This is a genomic window from Pseudomonas lijiangensis (genome assembly GCF_018968705.1).
GTDB lineage: Bacteria > Pseudomonadota > Gammaproteobacteria > Pseudomonadales > Pseudomonadaceae > Aquipseudomonas > Aquipseudomonas lijiangensis.
In genome coordinates, this window is sequence record NZ_CP076668.1 from 1,009,691 (window position 1) to 1,027,190 (window position 17,500).

Annotated in this window: 15 protein-coding genes; 8 read left to right on the top strand and 7 right to left on the bottom strand. The window is 57.5% G+C overall.

What is annotated here, in order from left to right; all coding sequences use genetic code 11:
* The first annotated feature begins 284 nt into the window (after positions 1-284).
* From KQP88_RS04465 to KQP88_RS04480, 4 genes are all read left to right on the top strand, one after another.
* Positions 285-2,222 (top strand): DUF1302 domain-containing protein, encoded by a 1,938-nt coding sequence (locus KQP88_RS04465; RefSeq protein ID WP_025258644.1) that lies wholly within the window; start codon positions 285-287, stop codon positions 2,220-2,222.
* Positions 2,223-2,248: 26 nt separating this feature from the next.
* Positions 2,249-3,613 carry a DUF1329 domain-containing protein gene (locus tag KQP88_RS04470; protein WP_216704944.1) on the top strand — a complete coding sequence of 455 codons (1,365 nt, stop codon included), beginning with the start codon at positions 2,249-2,251 and terminating at the stop codon, positions 3,611-3,613.
* 274 nt (positions 3,614-3,887) lie between these two features.
* A complete protein-coding gene (locus KQP88_RS04475; RefSeq protein ID WP_216704945.1) occupies positions 3,888-6,620 on the top strand; it encodes a LuxR C-terminal-related transcriptional regulator in 2,733 nt (910 codons plus the stop codon).
* Positions 6,621-6,783: 163 nt separating this feature from the next.
* Positions 6,784-7,491, top strand: a complete 708-nt coding sequence (locus tag KQP88_RS04480; protein WP_025258647.1) for an OmpA family protein — start codon at positions 6,784-6,786, stop codon at positions 7,489-7,491.
* A gap of 46 nt (positions 7,492-7,537) precedes the next feature.
* Here the strand turns inward: KQP88_RS04480 and KQP88_RS04485 are convergent, their stop codons facing one another.
* From KQP88_RS04485 to KQP88_RS04495, 3 genes are all read right to left on the bottom strand, one after another.
* Complete coding sequence (locus KQP88_RS04485) at positions 7,538-8,434, bottom strand: acyltransferase (protein WP_198726760.1); 897 nt, start codon at positions 8,432-8,434, stop codon at positions 7,538-7,540.
* A gap of 82 nt (positions 8,435-8,516) precedes the next feature.
* Positions 8,517-10,607: a phosphate acetyltransferase gene (gene pta / locus KQP88_RS04490; protein WP_216704946.1), complete on the bottom strand. Its 2,091-nt coding sequence runs from the start codon at positions 10,605-10,607 to the stop codon at positions 8,517-8,519.
* A gap of 66 nt (positions 10,608-10,673) precedes the next feature.
* The gene (locus KQP88_RS04495) at positions 10,674-10,991 is read right to left on the bottom strand and encodes a DUF3565 domain-containing protein (RefSeq protein WP_216705887.1); all 318 of its coding nucleotides are present in this window, start codon (positions 10,989-10,991) and stop codon (positions 10,674-10,676) included.
* A gap of 13 nt (positions 10,992-11,004) precedes the next feature.
* On the opposite strand from KQP88_RS04495, the gene KQP88_RS04500 reads away from it, so the two are divergent.
* Together KQP88_RS04500 and KQP88_RS04505 are read left to right on the top strand one after the other, a co-directional pair.
* Positions 11,005-11,490: an FKBP-type peptidyl-prolyl cis-trans isomerase gene (locus KQP88_RS04500; protein ID WP_025258650.1), complete on the top strand. Its 486-nt coding sequence runs from the start codon at positions 11,005-11,007 to the stop codon at positions 11,488-11,490.
* A gap of 125 nt (positions 11,491-11,615) precedes the next feature.
* Entirely contained in the window at positions 11,616-12,098 is a 483-nt protein-coding gene (locus KQP88_RS04505; RefSeq protein ID WP_025258651.1) for a glutathione peroxidase, read from the top strand.
* 36 nt (positions 12,099-12,134) lie between these two features.
* Here the strand turns inward: KQP88_RS04505 and KQP88_RS04510 are convergent, their stop codons facing one another.
* Positions 12,135-13,313: a glycosyltransferase family 4 protein gene (locus tag KQP88_RS04510; protein WP_216704947.1), complete on the bottom strand. Its 1,179-nt coding sequence runs from the start codon at positions 13,311-13,313 to the stop codon at positions 12,135-12,137.
* Between the two features lie 414 nt (positions 13,314-13,727).
* On the opposite strand from KQP88_RS04510, the gene KQP88_RS04515 reads away from it, so the two are divergent.
* Complete coding sequence (locus tag KQP88_RS04515) at positions 13,728-14,150, top strand: flagellar protein FlhE (protein ID WP_200995490.1); 423 nt, start codon at positions 13,728-13,730, stop codon at positions 14,148-14,150.
* Positions 14,151-14,199: 49 nt separating this feature from the next.
* Here KQP88_RS04515 and KQP88_RS04520 read toward each other — a convergent pair whose 3' ends face one another.
* The 3 genes from KQP88_RS04520 to cysZ form a co-directional block, all read right to left on the bottom strand.
* A complete protein-coding gene (locus KQP88_RS04520) occupies positions 14,200-14,703 on the bottom strand; it encodes a hypothetical protein (RefSeq protein ID WP_200995491.1) in 504 nt (167 codons plus the stop codon).
* A 55-nt stretch (positions 14,704-14,758) separates the two neighbouring features.
* Entirely contained in the window at positions 14,759-15,043 is a 285-nt protein-coding gene (locus KQP88_RS04525; protein WP_216704948.1) for a hypothetical protein, read from the bottom strand.
* Positions 15,044-15,332: 289 nt separating this feature from the next.
* Entirely contained in the window at positions 15,333-16,058 is a 726-nt protein-coding gene (gene cysZ, locus KQP88_RS04530; protein ID WP_200995494.1) for a sulfate transporter CysZ, read from the bottom strand.
* 396 nt (positions 16,059-16,454) lie between these two features.
* Here cysZ and trxB point away from each other — a divergent pair, with 396 nt between their 5' ends.
* Positions 16,455-17,417 carry a thioredoxin-disulfide reductase gene (trxB, locus tag KQP88_RS04535; RefSeq protein ID WP_216704949.1) on the top strand — a complete coding sequence of 321 codons (963 nt, stop codon included), beginning with the start codon at positions 16,455-16,457 and terminating at the stop codon, positions 17,415-17,417.
* The last annotated feature ends 83 nt before the right edge of the window (positions 17,418-17,500 follow it).

Consider the following 17,500-nt stretch of genomic DNA (forward strand, 5'->3'; position numbering starts at 1 on the left):
AAATTTGCCAAATGATCGAATTGCTCCATCCTGCGCCGGTCTGTTACTCAACCTTGTCGTAACAGGCATTCCAGAGGCTCTGATACGTGCAAATCACACTTTAGAGGGATCAAGCAGCAGGGCGCGCTGGATATAGTCGGGACAGGGGACTTGGCAAGAGCGTAAAGATGCATTTTGCATGGCGGCCCTCAGGGGGGCCGGTGAGTGTTGACAGCCAATCCATGGCTGATTCGTTTCTGGAAGTTCCCACTGCCATAAAAATAAAAGCACATGGAGTCGCATCGATGACAACAGCAATCCCTTTCTGGCGCCGGGCGAAACTTCCTCTGGCAGTCAGTCTCGCTTCCTCGCTCGCCAGTCCCGCGTTCGGCGTCACTTTCAATGTCGGTGAAATCGAAGGCAGCTTCGACTCATCCCTCTCGGTGGGTGCCAGCTGGTCTACCGCAAGCCCCAACAAGAACCTCATCGGCGCCAACAACGGCGGACGTGGTCTTTCCCAGACCTCAGATGACGGCCACTTGAACTTCAAGAAGGGCGAAACCTTCTCCAAGATCTTCAAGGGTATTCATGACCTTGAACTGAAGTACGGCGACACCGGTGTATTCGTGCGTGGCAAGTACTGGTATGACTTCGAACTCAAGGATGAAAGCCGCGAGTTCAAGGACATCAGCGACTCCAACCGCAAGGAAGGCGCCAAGTCTTCCGGAGCGCAATTGCTCGATGCATTCGTCTATCACAATTACGCCATTGGCGATCAGCCAGGCACCGTGCGTCTCGGCAAACAGGTTATCAGCTGGGGTGAAAGTACCTTCATCCAGGGCGGGATCAACAGCGTCAACCCGGTCGATGTCTCGGCGTTTCGTCGTCCCGGGGCCGAGATCAAGGAAGGCCTGATTCCGGTCAACATGTTCTACCTGTCGCAAAGCCTGACCGACAACCTGTCCGCGCAAGGTTTCTACCAGCTTGAGTGGGACCAGACGGTTGTGGATAACTGCGGCACCTTCTTCTCGCAGCCAGACGTGATCGCCGATGGCTGCGACAGCAACCTGGCCGTATTGCGCAGCCGCAGCGGGCTCAATACTTCCCTGGCTGCAGCAGGTCTGCCAGCCGGCGCACGGGGTGCGATTTTCAACTCCCTGGCGCAGCAGGGCGTCAACTTCGGCTCTCCCGATGAGGGCGCGATCGTGCGTCGCGGTCCGGACCGGGATGCCCGTGACGGCGGCCAGTTCGGCTTTGCCGTGCATTACAACTTCGAGCCTCTGGACACCGAGTTCGGCGCCTACATGATGAACTACCACAGCCGTCTGCCGATCTTCAGTGGTCGCGGCGGGTCAGCGGCTTCGTTCAGTGGCGCCGGGTTGGTCGGTTCGCTTGTGGGCAACGGCATTCCGCTGGGTACGGCGACTGCGTTGGCGCCGACCTTGCTGCCACTGGTGGTGGCAGGCAACTCCAGCTACTACGTTGAATACCCTGAAGATATTCGCCTGTACGGGTTGAGCTTCTCCACCACGCTGCCTACCGGCACGGCGTGGAGCGGTGAAATCAGCTACCGCCCGAATGCCCCGGTTCAGATCAACACCACCGACATTCTCTATTCGGGCATTTCGCCGTTGAACCCGAACGTGTCGCTGCTCAGTGGCCGTCCCAATACCGATCAGCCGGGTTATCGCCGCAAGGAAATCACCCAGTTGCAAACCTCCCTCGTCCAGTTCTTCGATCAGGTGATGGGCGCCGAGCGTCTGACCCTGGTGGGTGAAGTGGGCTGGACCCACGTCGGCGGCCTGGAAAGCACTTCGAAAATCCGCTACGGCCGTGACCCGGTCTACGGCCCAGGCCCGTTGCCGGGTGGCCAGTGTGCAACCTTGAACGCCGGCACCCTGACCGGAGCCGATCAGAACAACCTCACCCGTTACTGCGAAGACGACGGTTTCACCACCGCCAACTCCTGGGGTTATCGCGCACGTGCCATCTGGGATTACAACAACGTATTTGCCGGTGTGAACCTCAAGCCAAGCGTGGCCTGGTCCCACGACGTCAAGGGTTACTCCCCGGGCCCTGGCGCCAACTTCGAGGAAGGTCGCAAGGCCGTCAGCCTCGGACTGGATGCCGAATACCAGAACACCTACACCGCCAACCTTTCCTACACCAACTTCTTCGACGGGAAGTACACCACGGTCGATGACCGGGATTTCGTGGCACTCAGCTTTGGCATGAACTTCTAAGAATACGGTTTGGGATAACTATGAAAATGAAAATAACAAAGGGTCTGTTGCAAGCGGGTGCGCTGGGATTGTCCTTGATGGCGTCCGGCGTCATGGCTGCGGTGTCTGAATCCGAGGCGGCGAAACTGGGGACCAGCCTGACCCCGATGGGTGCCGAGAAGGCCGGTAACGCCGCTAACACTATTCCGGCCTGGAGCCCCATGCCCAAGAATGCCGGTGCCGTGGACAGCAAAGGCTTCCTGGCCAATCCGTATGCCAGTGAAAAACCCCTGTTCACCATCACGGCGCAGAACGTTGAGCAGTACAAGGACAAACTGGCCCCGGGCCAATACGCGATGTTCAAGCGTTACCCGGAAAGCTACAAGATTCCGGTTTATCCGACCCATCGCGGCGCCACCGTGCCTGATGACGTGTTTGCCGCCATCAAGAGAAACGCCACCAACACCAAGCTGGTGGGTGGCGGCAATGGCCTGGAGAACTTTGAAACCGCGATTCCTTTCCCGATTCCGTCCAGCGGTGTCGAGGTGATCTGGAACCATATCACCCGTTATCGCGGCGGCAGCGTGAAGCGCTTTGTGACCCAGGCCACGCCGCAGCCCAATGGCTCCTACAGCCTCGTGTACTTCTCTGACCAGTTCGTGTTCCGCGACAAGATGAAGGACTTCGATCCGAAGAATCCGGGCAATATCCTGTTCTACTTCAAGCAGGAAGTGACCGCTCCGGCGCGTCTGGCCGGTGGCGTGCTGCTGGTCCACGAAACCCTCGATCAGGTCAAGGAGCCTCGCTCGGCCTGGCTCTACAACGCCGGTCAGCGTCGTGTGCGCCGTGCTCCGCAAGTGTCCTATGACGGCCCGGGTACTGCGTCGGACGGTCTGCGTACTTCCGACAACCTGGATATGTACAACGGCGCGCCGGATCGCTATGACTGGAAACTGATCGGCAAGCAGGAAATGTACATTGCGTCCAACAGCCACAAGCTCGACGACACGTCCCTCAAATACGCTGACATCATCAAGGCTGGCCATATCAATCAGGACCTGACCCGTTACGAACTGCGCCGCGTCTGGCATGTGACGGCAACCCTGAAGGAAGGTCAGCGCCACATCTACGCCAAGCGTGACTTCTTCATCGACGAAGACACCTGGCAGGCTGCGGTCATCGACCATTACGACGGTCGTGGCCAGTTGTGGCGCGTTGCCGAGGCTCACTCCGAGAACTACTACGACAAACAGGTTCCGTGGTACGCCATTGAGACCCTGTACGACCTGCAATCGGGCCGTTACGTGGCACTGGGCATGAAAAACGAAGAGAAGAGTGCCTATGTCTTCGGTTTCACCGCCGGCACCAGCGACTTCACGCCCAACGCCTTGCGTCAGGAAGGGGTACGTTGATCACACAAACCGGATGAGTTGTCACAACATTCAGGCAGCGTGTTTTTGAGTCTGCCTGTATGTAAACGGACCGGTAAAAGTGCCAACAACCGATAAGTTTCAATGAGTTATCACCAAAGCCCCTTTATAGGGGCTTTTTTATGTGTAGGTATTCGTCTCACAAATTGTAGGAATTTTGTTACGGGCTTTTCAGTAGTTGCCTTCAAAAGGACGGTTTTACCCGCTAGTCTCCGGAGAGCTGCTATGGCTAAACAATATTCCTGAAGAACTGGCCATGACTGATCTGTCACGTATGCAAGGCATCTCAGGTAGCGCAACCGCCGCGCTGGAAGGGCGATTCTTTCGGCCTCCCTTGCCCGATGGTTACCTGCCTCGCTCCCGCTTGTGCGAACGCCTGACCGAAGGGTTGTCCGGGCGTCTGCTGCTGATCTGCGCACCTGCCGGGTTCGGCAAGAGTTCGCTGGCCGTGGAGTTTTGTCAGAACCTGCCAGCCCAATGGCAGAGCATATGGCTGGGCCTGAACCCTCGCGAAAGCGATCCGGGCCGTTTCCTTGAGCGGTTACTGGCAGGGTTGCAACAGTTCTTTCCGCAATTGGGCGCCCAGGCCATGGGCTTGCTGAAGATGCGCCAACGCAACCAGCCCTTTGCCTTCGAGGAATGGCTCGATGGCCTGCTGGATGAGCTGGCCATGCACCTCATGCTGAGCAAACCCTTGCTGCTGGTGCTGGACGACTACCATCTGGTGCAGGGTTCGGTGCTGGATCGTTGCGTACAGTTCTTCCTCAATCACTTGCCGACCGGTCTGGTGGTCATGGTCACCAGTCGGCAGCGTCCGAACTGGCATCTGGCGCGTCTGCGCCTGTCCCGGCAATTGCTCGAACTCAACGAAAGTGACTTGCGGCTGACTGATGCCGAATCCCTTGCAGTGCTTGATCGACACAGGTGCTCACTGGACAGCGATGCCCAGCGAAGTCTGATCCGGCGCAGCGAGGGCTGGGTTGCAGGTTTGCGCTTCTGGCTGATGGCCGCTTCCGAAGCTGGCGACGGTCCTGCCTTGTCGCAAGCCCTGCGCGACGGTGAGGTCTTGATCGGCGAGTATCTGCTCGAAGAGGTCATCGACTGTCTTCCGGCCGATGTTCAGGCCTTTCTTTATGAAACCGCCTGCCTTGAACGCTTTTGCAGCGAATTGTGCGATGCCTCCCGGGAAACCCATGACAGCGCCGAAATGCTCCGCTATTTGCAGGCGCATCAGGTGTTCCTGGTCCCGCTGGACGAGCAGGGGCGCTGGTTTCGTTATCACCATCTGTTTTCCGATCTTTTGCGAGCCCGCCAAGGGGCAGGTCCTCAACAGAATCGCCTGCACCTGAATGCCTGCCGCTGGTTCAACGAACAAGGCCTGCTGGACGAAGCCATCGAGCAGGCATTACGTGCGGGGCATCTGGATGTCGCCGCCAACCTGGTGCAGAACCTTTCCGAAGAGCAACTGCTGGCCGAGCAGAATGTCGGCATGCTGCTGCGCTGGAGAATGGACTTGCCGGACAGCTTGTTGACCAGCACGCCGCGCCTGATTGTGCTCTATGCCTGGGCGCTGGCGCTGGCCTGTCAACTGGATGCAGCTGAAGAGCTGGCCGAAAATCTCAGTCGTTTTCTGCCAGCGCCGTCTGCCACTGCGCAAAAGTCCATGCTCGCCCAGTGGCTGGCGCTTAGCGGCATCATTGCCCGTGGTCGCGGTGACAGCGAAAAGACCGAGCGTTATTGCAACGAAGCACTGCACAGCCTGCCGGAAAAACGTTATGGCCAGCGGCTGTTGTGTCTGTCCACCCTGGCCAACCTGGCAATCGCCAACAGCGACCTGCTGCGCGCCCGGGCCTTGAACCGCGATGCCCTCGAACTGGCGCAGCGGGTGGCGAATCCTTTATTCGAGGCGCTGGCGCATTACGACCGAGCCAGGGTGTTGCAGGCCCGTGGCGAGATACTGCGTGCTCTGGACGAAGTCCATCAGGGGCAGCAGCGCCTCAAGGATTTACCCACATCGCGCCTGTATGCCGTGCGGGCGCGCCTGACGATTTACGAAGGCTATCTGCTGACCCTCCGGATGCAGGCCGATGCCGGACGTGCGAAATTGCTCGCCGGTCTGGTCGAGGCGCGAGCCTGCCGGGATATCAGCGTGTTGATCGGGCATTGCGTGATTGCCGGTCTGGAAGGGCGTGAAGGGCGCTTTGCCGAAGCCTTCGCCGAGCTTGGCGAAGCCGAGCGTCTGATGCACATCTGGGATGTGCCGCCGATCTACTATCTGGCGATGATCACCCTGGTCAAATGCGAGCTGTGGCTGGTGCAAGGGCGCATCGACCTGGCCGAAGCCTGGTTGCTGCGCCTGACCCAGACTTACAGCGGCGGGCTGGCGACAGCGGCTCCGGAGTGTTATCCACAACTGCCGCAACAGGTCGAATTGTTGCGCGCAACCCTGGAACGGATTCGCGGTGACGCCTGTGCCTCTGCGCAGCGTTTGCAGGAGCTGGATCAGCATGCCCAGAGCATGGGCGCGCAATTGCTGAGTCTCAATGCAATCAATCAGCATATTCGCCTGCTGCTGGACAATGCCCGGCAGCATGAGGCGTGCGAGTTGTTGGGCCGCAGTCGGCGTGCGGCGCAAGGCGGTGCGCTGCTGCCTTTCCATGAGCTGATCGACGGCCACCCGCTGTGGCTGCGGGAACAACTGCTGATACGACCTTCGTGCTCTGTGCGCGATGCGCTGCTGGAAAAACTCCCGTCATGCCTCGCGCCGCCCGCCGCCGAGCTGTCTCATGGCAGCGACAGCCTGAGCGTACGTGAACTGGGCGTGCTGCAACTCATCGCCCAGGGCTGCTCGAATCAGGAAATCAGCGAGCAGTTATTCATTTCCCTGCATACCGTCAAAACCCACGCCAGCCATATCAACAGCAAGCTCGGCGTCGAGCGCCGCACTCAGGCAGTGGCGAGGGCGAAAGTTCTTGGGTTGTTGGGCTGATCGGTATTCAAGTGTCGGTTCTCAAGGCTTGAGTGATCTCGTCATGCGGTACAGGCAGAAGAGTCCCTCTGGCCGGAAACGGTTCAGGTGGCGTTAAGGAATTTTTGACGGATGTCATGCTCTAATCCGGTCATTAGCGTTCGTTAAATCAGGAGTTTCATCAATGTCTAGCTCGCGCCATTTGATTCTTGCTGCTCTTGCCGTGGCCATGCTTTCCGGATGTGCGTCGCCCAACCCTTACGACAGCAATCAAGGGCAGGCACAAAGCTCGGGCGGCATGAACAAGACCGCCAAGTACGGTGGCCTTGGAGCATTGGCCGGTGCCTTGGCGGGTGCGGCAATCGATCACAACAATCGTGGCAAGGGCGCATTGATCGGCGCAGCAGTGGTCGGTGCCGCTTCGGCTGGCTACGGTTATTACGCCGACAAGCAGGAAGCTGCTCTGCGGGCGAGTATGGCCAATACCGGTGTGGAAGTGCAGCGTCAGGGTGACCAGATCAAGCTGATCATGCCGGGCAACATCACCTTCGCCACCGACTCTTCTTCCATCGCCAGCAGTTTCTACTCGCCGCTCAATAACCTGGCGGGTTCGCTCAAGCAGTACAGCCAGAGCAACATCGAGATCGTGGGCTACACCGACAGCACCGGCAGCCGCCAGCACAACATGGACCTGTCGTTGCAACGTGCCCAGAGTGTCAGCACTTACCTGACTTCCCAGGGTGTGGATGCTGCTCGTCTGTCAGTGCGAGGCGCAGGTCCTGACCAGCCAATTGCCAGCAACGCCGATGTCAACGGCCGCGCCCAGAACCGTCGTGTCGAGGTCAACCTCAAGCCTATTCCGGGGCAGCAGTACGAGCAGTATCAGCAGTAATCCATTGTTCGCGAATGAATTCGCTCCCACACACGTAGGAACGAATTCATTCGCGATGACCCTTGAGCCTATCCAGCAAACGATCCTTCTCTTCCCACAACCCGTTGATCCACTGCTGGAACTCCTGGCGGTAGGCTTGATCCTGATCGTAGTTCTTGCCGATGAATTGCGGCGGGATCGCTATCTCTTCAAAGTGCGCCACAACCTCTTTCACGTTGCCACACAGCAGGTCCCAATAGCCTGGTTGCCCGCCTGGGTAATGAATGGTGACGTTGACGATCGACTCAAGCTGTTCGCCCATGGCATCCAGCACGAATGCCAGCCCGCCGGCCTTGGGCTTGAGCAGGTTGCGAAACGGTGAGTTCTGTTCGGCGTGCTTGGCTTTGGTAAAGCGTGTGCCTTCGGCAAAGTTGAAAATGCCTACCGGGTTATGACGGAATTTGGCGCAGGTGCGGCGAGTGGTTTCCAGGTCTTTGCCTTTCTTTTCCGGGTGCTTGGCCAGATAGGCCTTGGAATAGCGCTTCATGAACGGAAAGCCCAGTGCCCACCAGGCTAGGCCAATCAGCGGCACCCAGATCAGCTCCTGCTTGAGAAAGAACTTCAGGGGGCGGATACGTCGATTGAGTACGTACTGCAGGACCATGATGTCGACCCAGCTCTGATGATTGCTGGTGATCAGGTACGAGTGCTCGTAATCCAGCCCTTCAAGACCGCTCAACTGCCAGCGTGTACGGCCCAGCAGCCTGATCCAGGCATTGTTGCAACTGATCCAGGTTTCCTGGATGTGAATCATCAGCCAGTCGGTCAGGCGCTGGGCAGGCTTGAAGGGCAGGCAGATCTTGAAGACGGTGACCACGAACAGCACTGCGCAGCAGGCAATGGTGTTGAGCGCCAACAAAAGCGAGGCGATAACGCCGCGCAATGGGGCAGGCAGGGAATCCATGACGGATAGTGACTCCAGATGATAATGGGGTGCGGTGCAGACTGCACAACGGCAGTCTGCACAGATGGCATCGTGATGTGTATCAGGAAAGTGTGTCTGCTTGAATCGCGGTCAGGGCGATGGTGTAGACGATGTCGTCGACCTGTGCACCGCGTGGCAAGTCGTTCACCGGCTTGCGCAGCCCTTGCAGCATCGGCCCGAGACTCACGCAGTCGGCGCTGCGCTGCACCGCCTTGTAGGTGGTGTTACCGGTATTCAGGTCCGGGAACACGAATACCGTTGCGCGTCCGGCCACCGGGCTGTCCGGTGCCAACTGGCGAGCCACGTTTTCGTTGGCGGCGGCATCATACTGCAACGGGCCGTCGATCAGCAGGCTGCGCTGGGTTTCACGAGCCAGTTGGGTGGCCTCGCGCACCTTTTCCACTTCCTCGCCACTGGCAGAATTGCCACTGGAATAACTGATCATCGCGACCCGTGGGGCAATGCCGAATGCCACGGCGGAGTTGGCACTCTGCAGGGCGATTTCTGCCAGTTCGCCAGCACTTGGATGCGGGTTCATGATGCAGTCGCCATACACTAGCACCTGCTCGGGGAACAGCATGAAGAATACCGATGAAACCAGTGTGCAGCCGGGTGCGGTCTTGATCAGTTGCAGGGCCGGGCGAATGGTATTGGCGGTGGAGTGAACGACGCCCGACACCAGGCCGTCCACTTCATCCAGCGCCAGCATCACGGTGCCGATCACCACCGGATCCTCCAGTTGCTGCTCGGCCATGGGAGCATTGAGGCTTTTGTTCTTGCGCAGTTCGACCATCGGCGCGACATAACGCTCGCGAATCAGGTCCGGGTCCAGAATCTCCAGTCCCGGCGGCAATTCGATGCCATGCGCCTGGGCAACCGCCTGGACTTCTTCAGGCTTGGCCAGCAGGACACAGCGGGCAATTCCGCGCGCCTGGCAGATCGCTGCTGCCTGAATGGTCAGTGGCTCGTTGCCTTCAGGCAGCACGATGCGCTTGTTGGCGGCCTGGGCGCGCTGGATCAACTGATAGCGGAACACCGCAGGCGAAAGGCGCAACTCCCGCGGCGTACCGCAGCGTTGATGCAGCCAGGTGGCATCCAGATGGCTGGCAACGAAGTCGGTGATTATTTCCGCGCGCTCGCGGTCATCGATGGGGATTTCCTTGTTCAACTGGTTCAGGCGCGTGGCGGTGTCGTAAGAGCCGCTGCTCACCGAAAGCACCGGCAGACCGGCCTGCAATGCGCCCCGGCACAGCTCCATGATGCGCGGGTCGGGAATGGTGTCGCTGGTCAGCAACAGACCGGCCAGCGGCACGCCATTCATGGCTGCCAGACTGACCGCCAGGATGATGTCGTCGCGGTCGCCCGGCGTGACCACCAGAACGCCGGGTTTGAGCAATGGCACGGTATTGAGCACGGTTCGGGCGCAGATGATGATTTTCGACATGCGCCGTTGTTCGTAGTCCCCGGCGTTGAGCACCTGGGCACCCAGCAATTCCGCCACGTCACGGGTGCGCGGGGCATTGAGTTCGGCCTGGAACGGAATACAGCCCAGCAGCCGGAAATCGCCACTGCGCAGCAGAGGAGAGTGCTCTTTCAGACGCGCCGCGAAGACTTCCATGCTCTCTTCGGTACGCACCTTGTTGAGGATCACGCCCAGCACTTTCGGGTCCTTCGGACCGCCGAACAGTTGGGCCTGCAATTCGACCCGGCCCGAAAGTTCGGTGAGCACTTCATTTTCCGGTGCGGACACCAGAATCACTTCGGCATCCAGGCTCTTGGCCAGGTGCAGGTTGACCCGTGCTGCATAACTGGCGCTGCGGGTGGGCACCATGCCCTCGACAATCAGCACATCCTTGCCGATGGCTGCCTGCTGATAAAGGCTGATGATTTCTTCCAGCAACTCATCCAGCTGGCCATCGCCCAGCATCCGTTCCACATGCGCCAGCCCCAGAGGCTTGGGTGGCTTGAGGCCGTGGGTGCGGGCCACCAGTTCGGTGGAGCGTTCAGGGCCGAGATCGCCCGGATGGGGTTGTGCGATCGGCTTGAAAAAACCGACTTTCAGGCCTGCACGTTCAAGGGTGCGAACCAGGCCAAGGCTGATGGAGGTCAAACCCACGCCAAAATCCGTGGGGGAGATGAAAAAAGTCTGCATACCGGCTTCTCGATTGAGCAGTGCAATGGTCGCGGCGAAATGAACAACCCTTCGACCAGAAAAAAATCAGGAAGTCGTCTGGCGCGACTCCTCGGCGCCAAGACTATCGTTATCTGACGACTTCGCACACCAGCCACAGCGAAAGCCCTGACCTATTTTTTGCTGGCGCTGTTGCGGGTCAAGTACCCAGGCACGGGATTGCCATGGGGGCTGATGGCGAAGGTGTTGGGTGTGCCCGCAGGACAGCACCACGATCCAGTGATCGTCTTCATCCTGCCGAAAATCGATAACCGTTGAGTTTTCCAATCGGGGCCGTCTGTCAGAGTTGCGTTCGCTTTCGAGCGATGGCTTGGTTAAACTTGCGCGTTCTTCAATCTTAAGCAAAAGGTCCTGCCCCATGCCGATCGCCGCCAACAAGGCTGTCTCTATTGACTATACCCTGACCAACGACGCTGGTGAGGTCATCGACAGTTCTGCCGGCGGTGCTCCGCTGGTTTACCTGCATGGCGCCGGCAACATCATCCCGGGCCTGGAAAAGGCACTGGTCGGCAAAGACGTCGGTGACGAGCTGAAAGTCGCCATCGAGCCTGAAGATGCCTACGGCGAATACTCCGCCGAGCTGGTCAGCACCCTGAACCGCAGCATGTTCGAAGGCGTCGACGAACTGGAAGTCGGCATGCAGTTCCACGCTTCCGGCCCGGACGGCAGCATGCAGATCGTGACCATTCGCGACCTGGATGGCGACGATGTCACCGTTGACGGCAACCACCCTCTGGCGGGTCAGCGCCTGAACTTCGAAGTCAAGATCGTGAACATTCGCGATGCCAGCCAAGAAGAAATGGCTCATGGCCACATTCATGGTGAAGGCGGTCATCAGCACTGATTTGTGCTGCTAAGCTCAGGTAGCTGACAAAGGCGCTCTGGCTGTTCTGCGATGACGACTTTCGTTACGCAGGTCTGCCACGGCGCCTTTTTGGTTCGCTCGGGCTTCAAGGGGGAGAGGATTTCATGAGTGCTTTTCACGACATCACATTGAAGGCGCTGAACGGGCAGGAACTGCCTCTGGCGCCTTTGAAGAACACAGTGGTCCTGGTCGTCAACGTGGCCTCCAAATGCGGGCTCACGCCACAATATGCAGCGCTTGAAAGCCTTTACCAGCAGTACAAGGACAAGGGCTTCAGCGTTCTGGGTCTGCCGTGCAATCAGTTTGCCGGACAGGAACCTGGTTCCGAGCAGGAAATCCAGGAGTTTTGCAAACTCAATTATGGCGTGACCTTCGCACTGGGCGAAAAGCTCGAGGTCAACGGGGCGCAACGCCATCCGTTGTATCGTCTGCTGGCCGGAGAGGGCGCCGAGTTTCCCGGTGATATCACCTGGAACTTCGAGAAGTTTCTGGTCGGTCGCAACGGTGCCGTGATTGCCCGATTCTCGCCACGCATGGCGCCGGATGATCCTGTGGTTATCCAGGCCATCGAAAAGGCCCTGGCCTGACGCCATCTGCCGGGTGGCCTTGCGCTTGCCCGGCAATCAGCCTGAAACGGGTTTGACGCTCCGTTCCCTGGCCTCGCTGTCGTTGACGCTCAACAGCTGCTGCTCGAACTGATCGATAATCGTCGTCCAGCCCTGACGACTGGCATGCTTGCGGGCATTGAGCCTTACCCTGCGCAGGGCTTCACTGTCTTCCACCAGCCAGCGTGCAGCATCAATGAATGCCTCTTCGTCACCGGGCATGGCCAGCGCGCCATTGTGACCGTGACGAATATGCTGCCCGGCAGCCGCTTCATCATAGGCCACTACGCCAAGCCCTGAGGCTAGTGCCTCAAGGACGACATTACCGAACGTCTCGGTCAGGCTCGGAAATAGAAACAGATCGCCGGATGCGTAATGCGCTGCGAGCGACTCGCCGCGTTGCGTGCCGCAGAAAACTGCATCGGGTATCTGCTGTTCTAAAGCAGCACGTTGCGGCCCGTCTCCCACCACAATCAGTTTCAGGTCGCGTCGTGGGTGGCTCTCCTTCAACGCCTCGAAGCAGGTTTTGAGCAGGCCCAGATTTTTTTCCGGTGCCAGCCTGCCTACATGCAGAAGAGCGGTATCACCCACCTGCAATCCCCAGCTTTCGCGCAGTGCCTGGGAGCGTCTGGACGGATTGAACAATTGGCTGTCCACGCCGCGAGACAACAACTCGATCCGTTCGAAACCACGCCGCTCCAGCTCAACCTTCTGGCTGATACTGGGCACCAGCGTCATGCGCGAGCGATTGTGGAACCAGCGCAGGTAGTGGGTCAGCAAGCGAGTAATGAATCCCATGCCGTATTGCTGGGTGTACTGCGGGAAGTTGGTATGGAACCCACTGACCACCGCAATCCCCAGACGCCGGGCCGCCCGCAATGCAGAAAGGCCCAGCGGCCCTTCAGTCGCGATATACAACACATCCGGACGCCGCCGCTGCCAACGACGCAACAGCTTGTGCATCGAAGACTGACCCCATTGCAGCCCCGGATAACCCGGTATTGGCCATCCCCGACACAGCATCAAGTCGTCGGCTGCAGCAAAACCGGCTTCCTCCCCCTGACGCGGCCGAATCAGCTCGACCCGATGCCCGCGCAAACGCAACCCGTCACAAAGTCTCCCCAACGTATTGGCGACGCCATTGATCTCGGGAGTGAAGGTTTCAGTAATAAGAGTGACATGCAGAATTTTGCTCATGGGAGCAGTCTCGGCCTGTTGCATGTCGGTTATGTGGCTGTTGGGTGATGGATTTGTGACGGGTCCCATAAAGCTGGATCTGCACGTAGGACCGGATTTATCCGGGAAGAGGCCTGCCCATTCATTACATCTTTCTTGGTAGATATAACGCCTTCCCGGATAAATCCGGTCCTCCATACCCAGAACAATGTCGCCCCGACCGCTTTCGCTTTATAAGTACTACATGGTGGTTGGGTTTTGATCTGGCAAATAAGTAGGTCTTTTCTGTAAGTGTTCAATGTATTTGATTGCGTGTTGAGGTCCAGTGCTTTCTGAATAACGTCAGGCTATCGAGTTTCAGTTCGATAGGCGAAGGCAGTAAGCCGGTCAGACCGGCATGGCCTTCTTGATGTGAAAAAAACAAGGAAGCATGAAATGAAATTTGACTATAAAAAGTCGAAGTGGATTCGCTCGGCCTCGGGAATTGTGCTGGCCCTTTCAGGGTATTCAGAAATGGCCATGGCTGGTAGCTATCAGTCCTCGGTCAACTTGCCAACGGTTCATTCACGAGGTTATCTCTATACCGCCAATATTCCATTGCGCGGAGCTCCGCCAGAAGGTGCGTGGATCAAGAATGTCAGTTGGAACTGGAATGTGACGGGATGGCCTCGAGGGTTGGAGGTTTATCTATGCCAAGGAGTCAATAACTGCTTGGATATTTCTCGGCAACGAACAGGCTCAAGCAGCTTTTTTACAGGGAAGCTCGCCAAAAAAGAATTTTACTATGCGATCAGGATAGGGGCTTCGGGAATCGTTCCTGTGGCCAGCCAGTATGGGCGCATAACCGTGAGTTGGTAGGTTAATTAGTACCCTCCTTACTCACAATGAGTAAGGAGGAGTTGATAGGTTACCAATTCGCCATGTCGCGAAATTTTTTGGGCAATGAATCATTGAAGTCCAGAACTTTTTCCAGAATTTTCGCCGGAGGACTGCCTTTGATTAGCTCTGATTCATATAAAAGTGATCGTTCCTTTTGCATCCACGCCATGGTTTTTCCAAAGTAGGCCGTCGTTTCACGGGTTACAACTTCTCCAGTCGCACAGTAGCGAATAACGGGGTAGTCAGTAAGGTCAACTCCTTCACCGTTTAGTGAGTTGTAAGCATAGTTACGGGCCAGCGTTGCCGCTTCAGTTGAGTCATCATTGGCTTTCTCAAGAAGCCATTGCCTGAGTGATGAGCCATTGGACGGTCTGTTTTCCTTTACCTGACTGGCAATCGAACCCTCGCTCTGAGCTGCATTCAATACTTGCTTGAATGACATCCCTTCTTCAGTTTGCGCAGTCGCCATTGCTTTTGATCGCGGACCCAGGCTTGTGACATTGATAAATGGTGAATCGGTATGAGTGTGCATTTTTCGACTCCATTCAGACTAAACAGCATCGTGCTTGAGTTGACGGCTCTGCTGGCTAGCCTCTTTCCAGCGCTGCTGGCCTGGGCTCGAAGTCTTTGTCGTTGACGGCGGACTTCCTTTGTTCCGGGGTCATGCTTTGCAGGAAGAAGGTGGATCGTGGCTGTACCAGACGGGTCAGCGTTGCGGCTGCCGGGATGATTGCGGTGCCGGGGCCTGATGCCGCTTTTTTAGCGTTACTGAAAATTTGGGCAAAACGGCTGGAGCGCGGTTCAGGAATTCTTTCCAGTGCGGCAGGTTTGTAAGCGGTTTGTGCAGCGGCAGTTTTTGTTTTGACTTCCATGGTGTTGCCTCCTGTGGGTTTATTGCAGGAGAGCAAAGAGGGTGCCAGTTTTTATAATTTGTTTTTAACGGAAGGTGATGCTTAGTGTTTAAGGGGTTTTAACAAGTGTCCTACATAAAGATCCTACAGCTTGTTTTGTTTTGATATCACGGCAAGGTTTTGCCCGTGCCGGTAATGTATTGCCAGTGTTTTTAAGTTGTTTATAGAGGCGTAAAAGAGTGTTCTTTTTGTTGCGTGGGATGTTTCTTTTTATAAGTTTCAGGAGCGCCTCCATGCGCTCCTGTAAAAATCACCGTTCCCTCACCCAGAATAACGTTGCCCCGGCCACTGCCGCTGGCATCATCAGGATATTGAGCATCGGCACCAGCAACGCCAGATAAACGATGCCGCCGAAGCTCAGGCTTTGCCAGCGTTTGCTTTTCAGCCAGTCGAGCATTTCGTTCCAGCCCAGCTTGTGGTTGTCCGCCGGGTAGTCGATGTACTGGATAGCCATCATCCAGATCCCGAACAGCAGCCAGAGCGGAGCGGCGATCAGGTTGACCACCGGGATAAAGGACAGAATGAAAAGTCCGAGCATGCGCGGCAGCATGTAACCCAGTTTGCGGGCTTCACGTGCCAGGGTGCGGGGGATCATGGCAGCCAGTTCGGACCAGCTGAAGTCGGGCGACTCATCCTTGCCCCGAATCACGGCTTCGACTTTCTCGGACAGGAAGCCATTGAAGGGCGCGGCAATGATGTTGGCCAGCATGGTGAAGGTGAAAAACACCATCAGCAGCACCAGCGTCACGAACAGTGGCCAGAGAATGTAGTTCAGAAAGCTCAGCCAGTGCGGCAAGGTCGGCATGAAGGCATCGACCCAGATACCGAACTGATGCAGGGCCAGATAGATCAGGCCACCGAACAGCACCAGGTTGATGCTCAGCGGCAGCAGGACGAACAGGCGCAGGCCGGGACTGAGGATCAGTTTCAGGCCTTCTTTCAGGTATTGCGGGCCTGTCAGGGCAGGGGCGGGCATGGCAGCCTCCGAAAAATGGAAAACGCCCGACCTTACCGACTTTGCCGGGCGCTTGAAAGAGCTGTCATCGGCTCATGATGAGGGGCGTTGTGCATAGAAGTGGCCTATTAGGTGGATTGTGAATCGATATTTCCTTACCCTTCTTCACCCCGATAGGCTTTGCACCAATTTCATGACCTATCCTTTTCAACTTTCGATGGAGTCATCAATGAGTGTACTGGTAAAAAGGCATGACGGCTGACGCCTTGAGCGTGTAATGCATTGTTGCGGCACGGGTCGCAGCTCCAGAACTTTCAGGATTGTCGAGTTACAAAGCACTTCCCCAAGTGTTTCGGCAGTCCTTTTTTATCCAGCCGTTCCGACCGCGGCAAACCGGTCGGTCGATAGGAGTGTGTCATGTCCGACGTACGTCATTCCCGAGTGATTATTCTCGGCTCCGGCCCTGCCGGTTACAGCGCTGCGGTGTATGCCGCACGCGCCAACCTCAAGCCTTTGCTGATCACCGGCATGCAGGCTGGCGGTCAATTGACCACCACTACCGAAGTCGATAACTGGCCGGGCGACCCCCATGGCCTGACCGGTCCTGCGCTGATGGAGCGTATGCGCGAGCATGCCGAGCGTTTCGAAACCGAAATCGTGTTCGACCACATCAACTCCGTGGATCTGGCCGGCAAGCCATTCAGCCTCACCGGCGACAGCGCCGTTTACACCTGTGATGCCCTGATCATTGCCACGGGTGCCAGCGCTCGCTACCTGGGTCTGCCTTCTGAAGAAGCGTTCATGGGCAAGGGCGTTTCCGCTTGTGCCACCTGCGATGGTTTCTTCTACCGCAACCGTGAAGTGGCTGTGGTCGGTGGTGGCAACACCGCTGTGGAAGAGGCGCTGTATCTGGCCAATATCGCCAGCAAGGTGACTCTGGTTCACCGCCGCGAGACGTTCCGCGCCGAGAAAATCCTGATCGACAAGCTTCACGCACGTGTGGCCGAAGGCAAGATCGAGCTCAAGCTGAACGCGACCCTGGATGAAGTGCTGGGCGACGACATGGGTGTAACCGGTGCTCGTCTGAAGAACAACGACGGCACCAGTGACGAACTGAAAGTCGACGGCGTGTTCATCGCGATCGGCCATACCCCGAACACTTCGCTGTTCGATGGCCAGTTGGCATTGAAAGACGGTTACATGGTCGTGCAGGGTGGTCGTGAAGGCAACGCCACTGCTACCAGCGTGGAAGGTGTGTTCGCAGCGGGCGACGTGGCTGACCACGTTTACCGTCAGGCCATCACCTCTGCCGGTGCGGGTTGCATGGCTGCACTGGATGTCGAGCGTTACCTGGACGGTCTGGCGAACGCTTCGTTCTGACCTGACAAAACCTGTGGGAGCGACTTCAGTCGCGAAGAGGCCAGTGGTTTTTACACGCCCCATTCGCGACTGAAGTCGCTCCC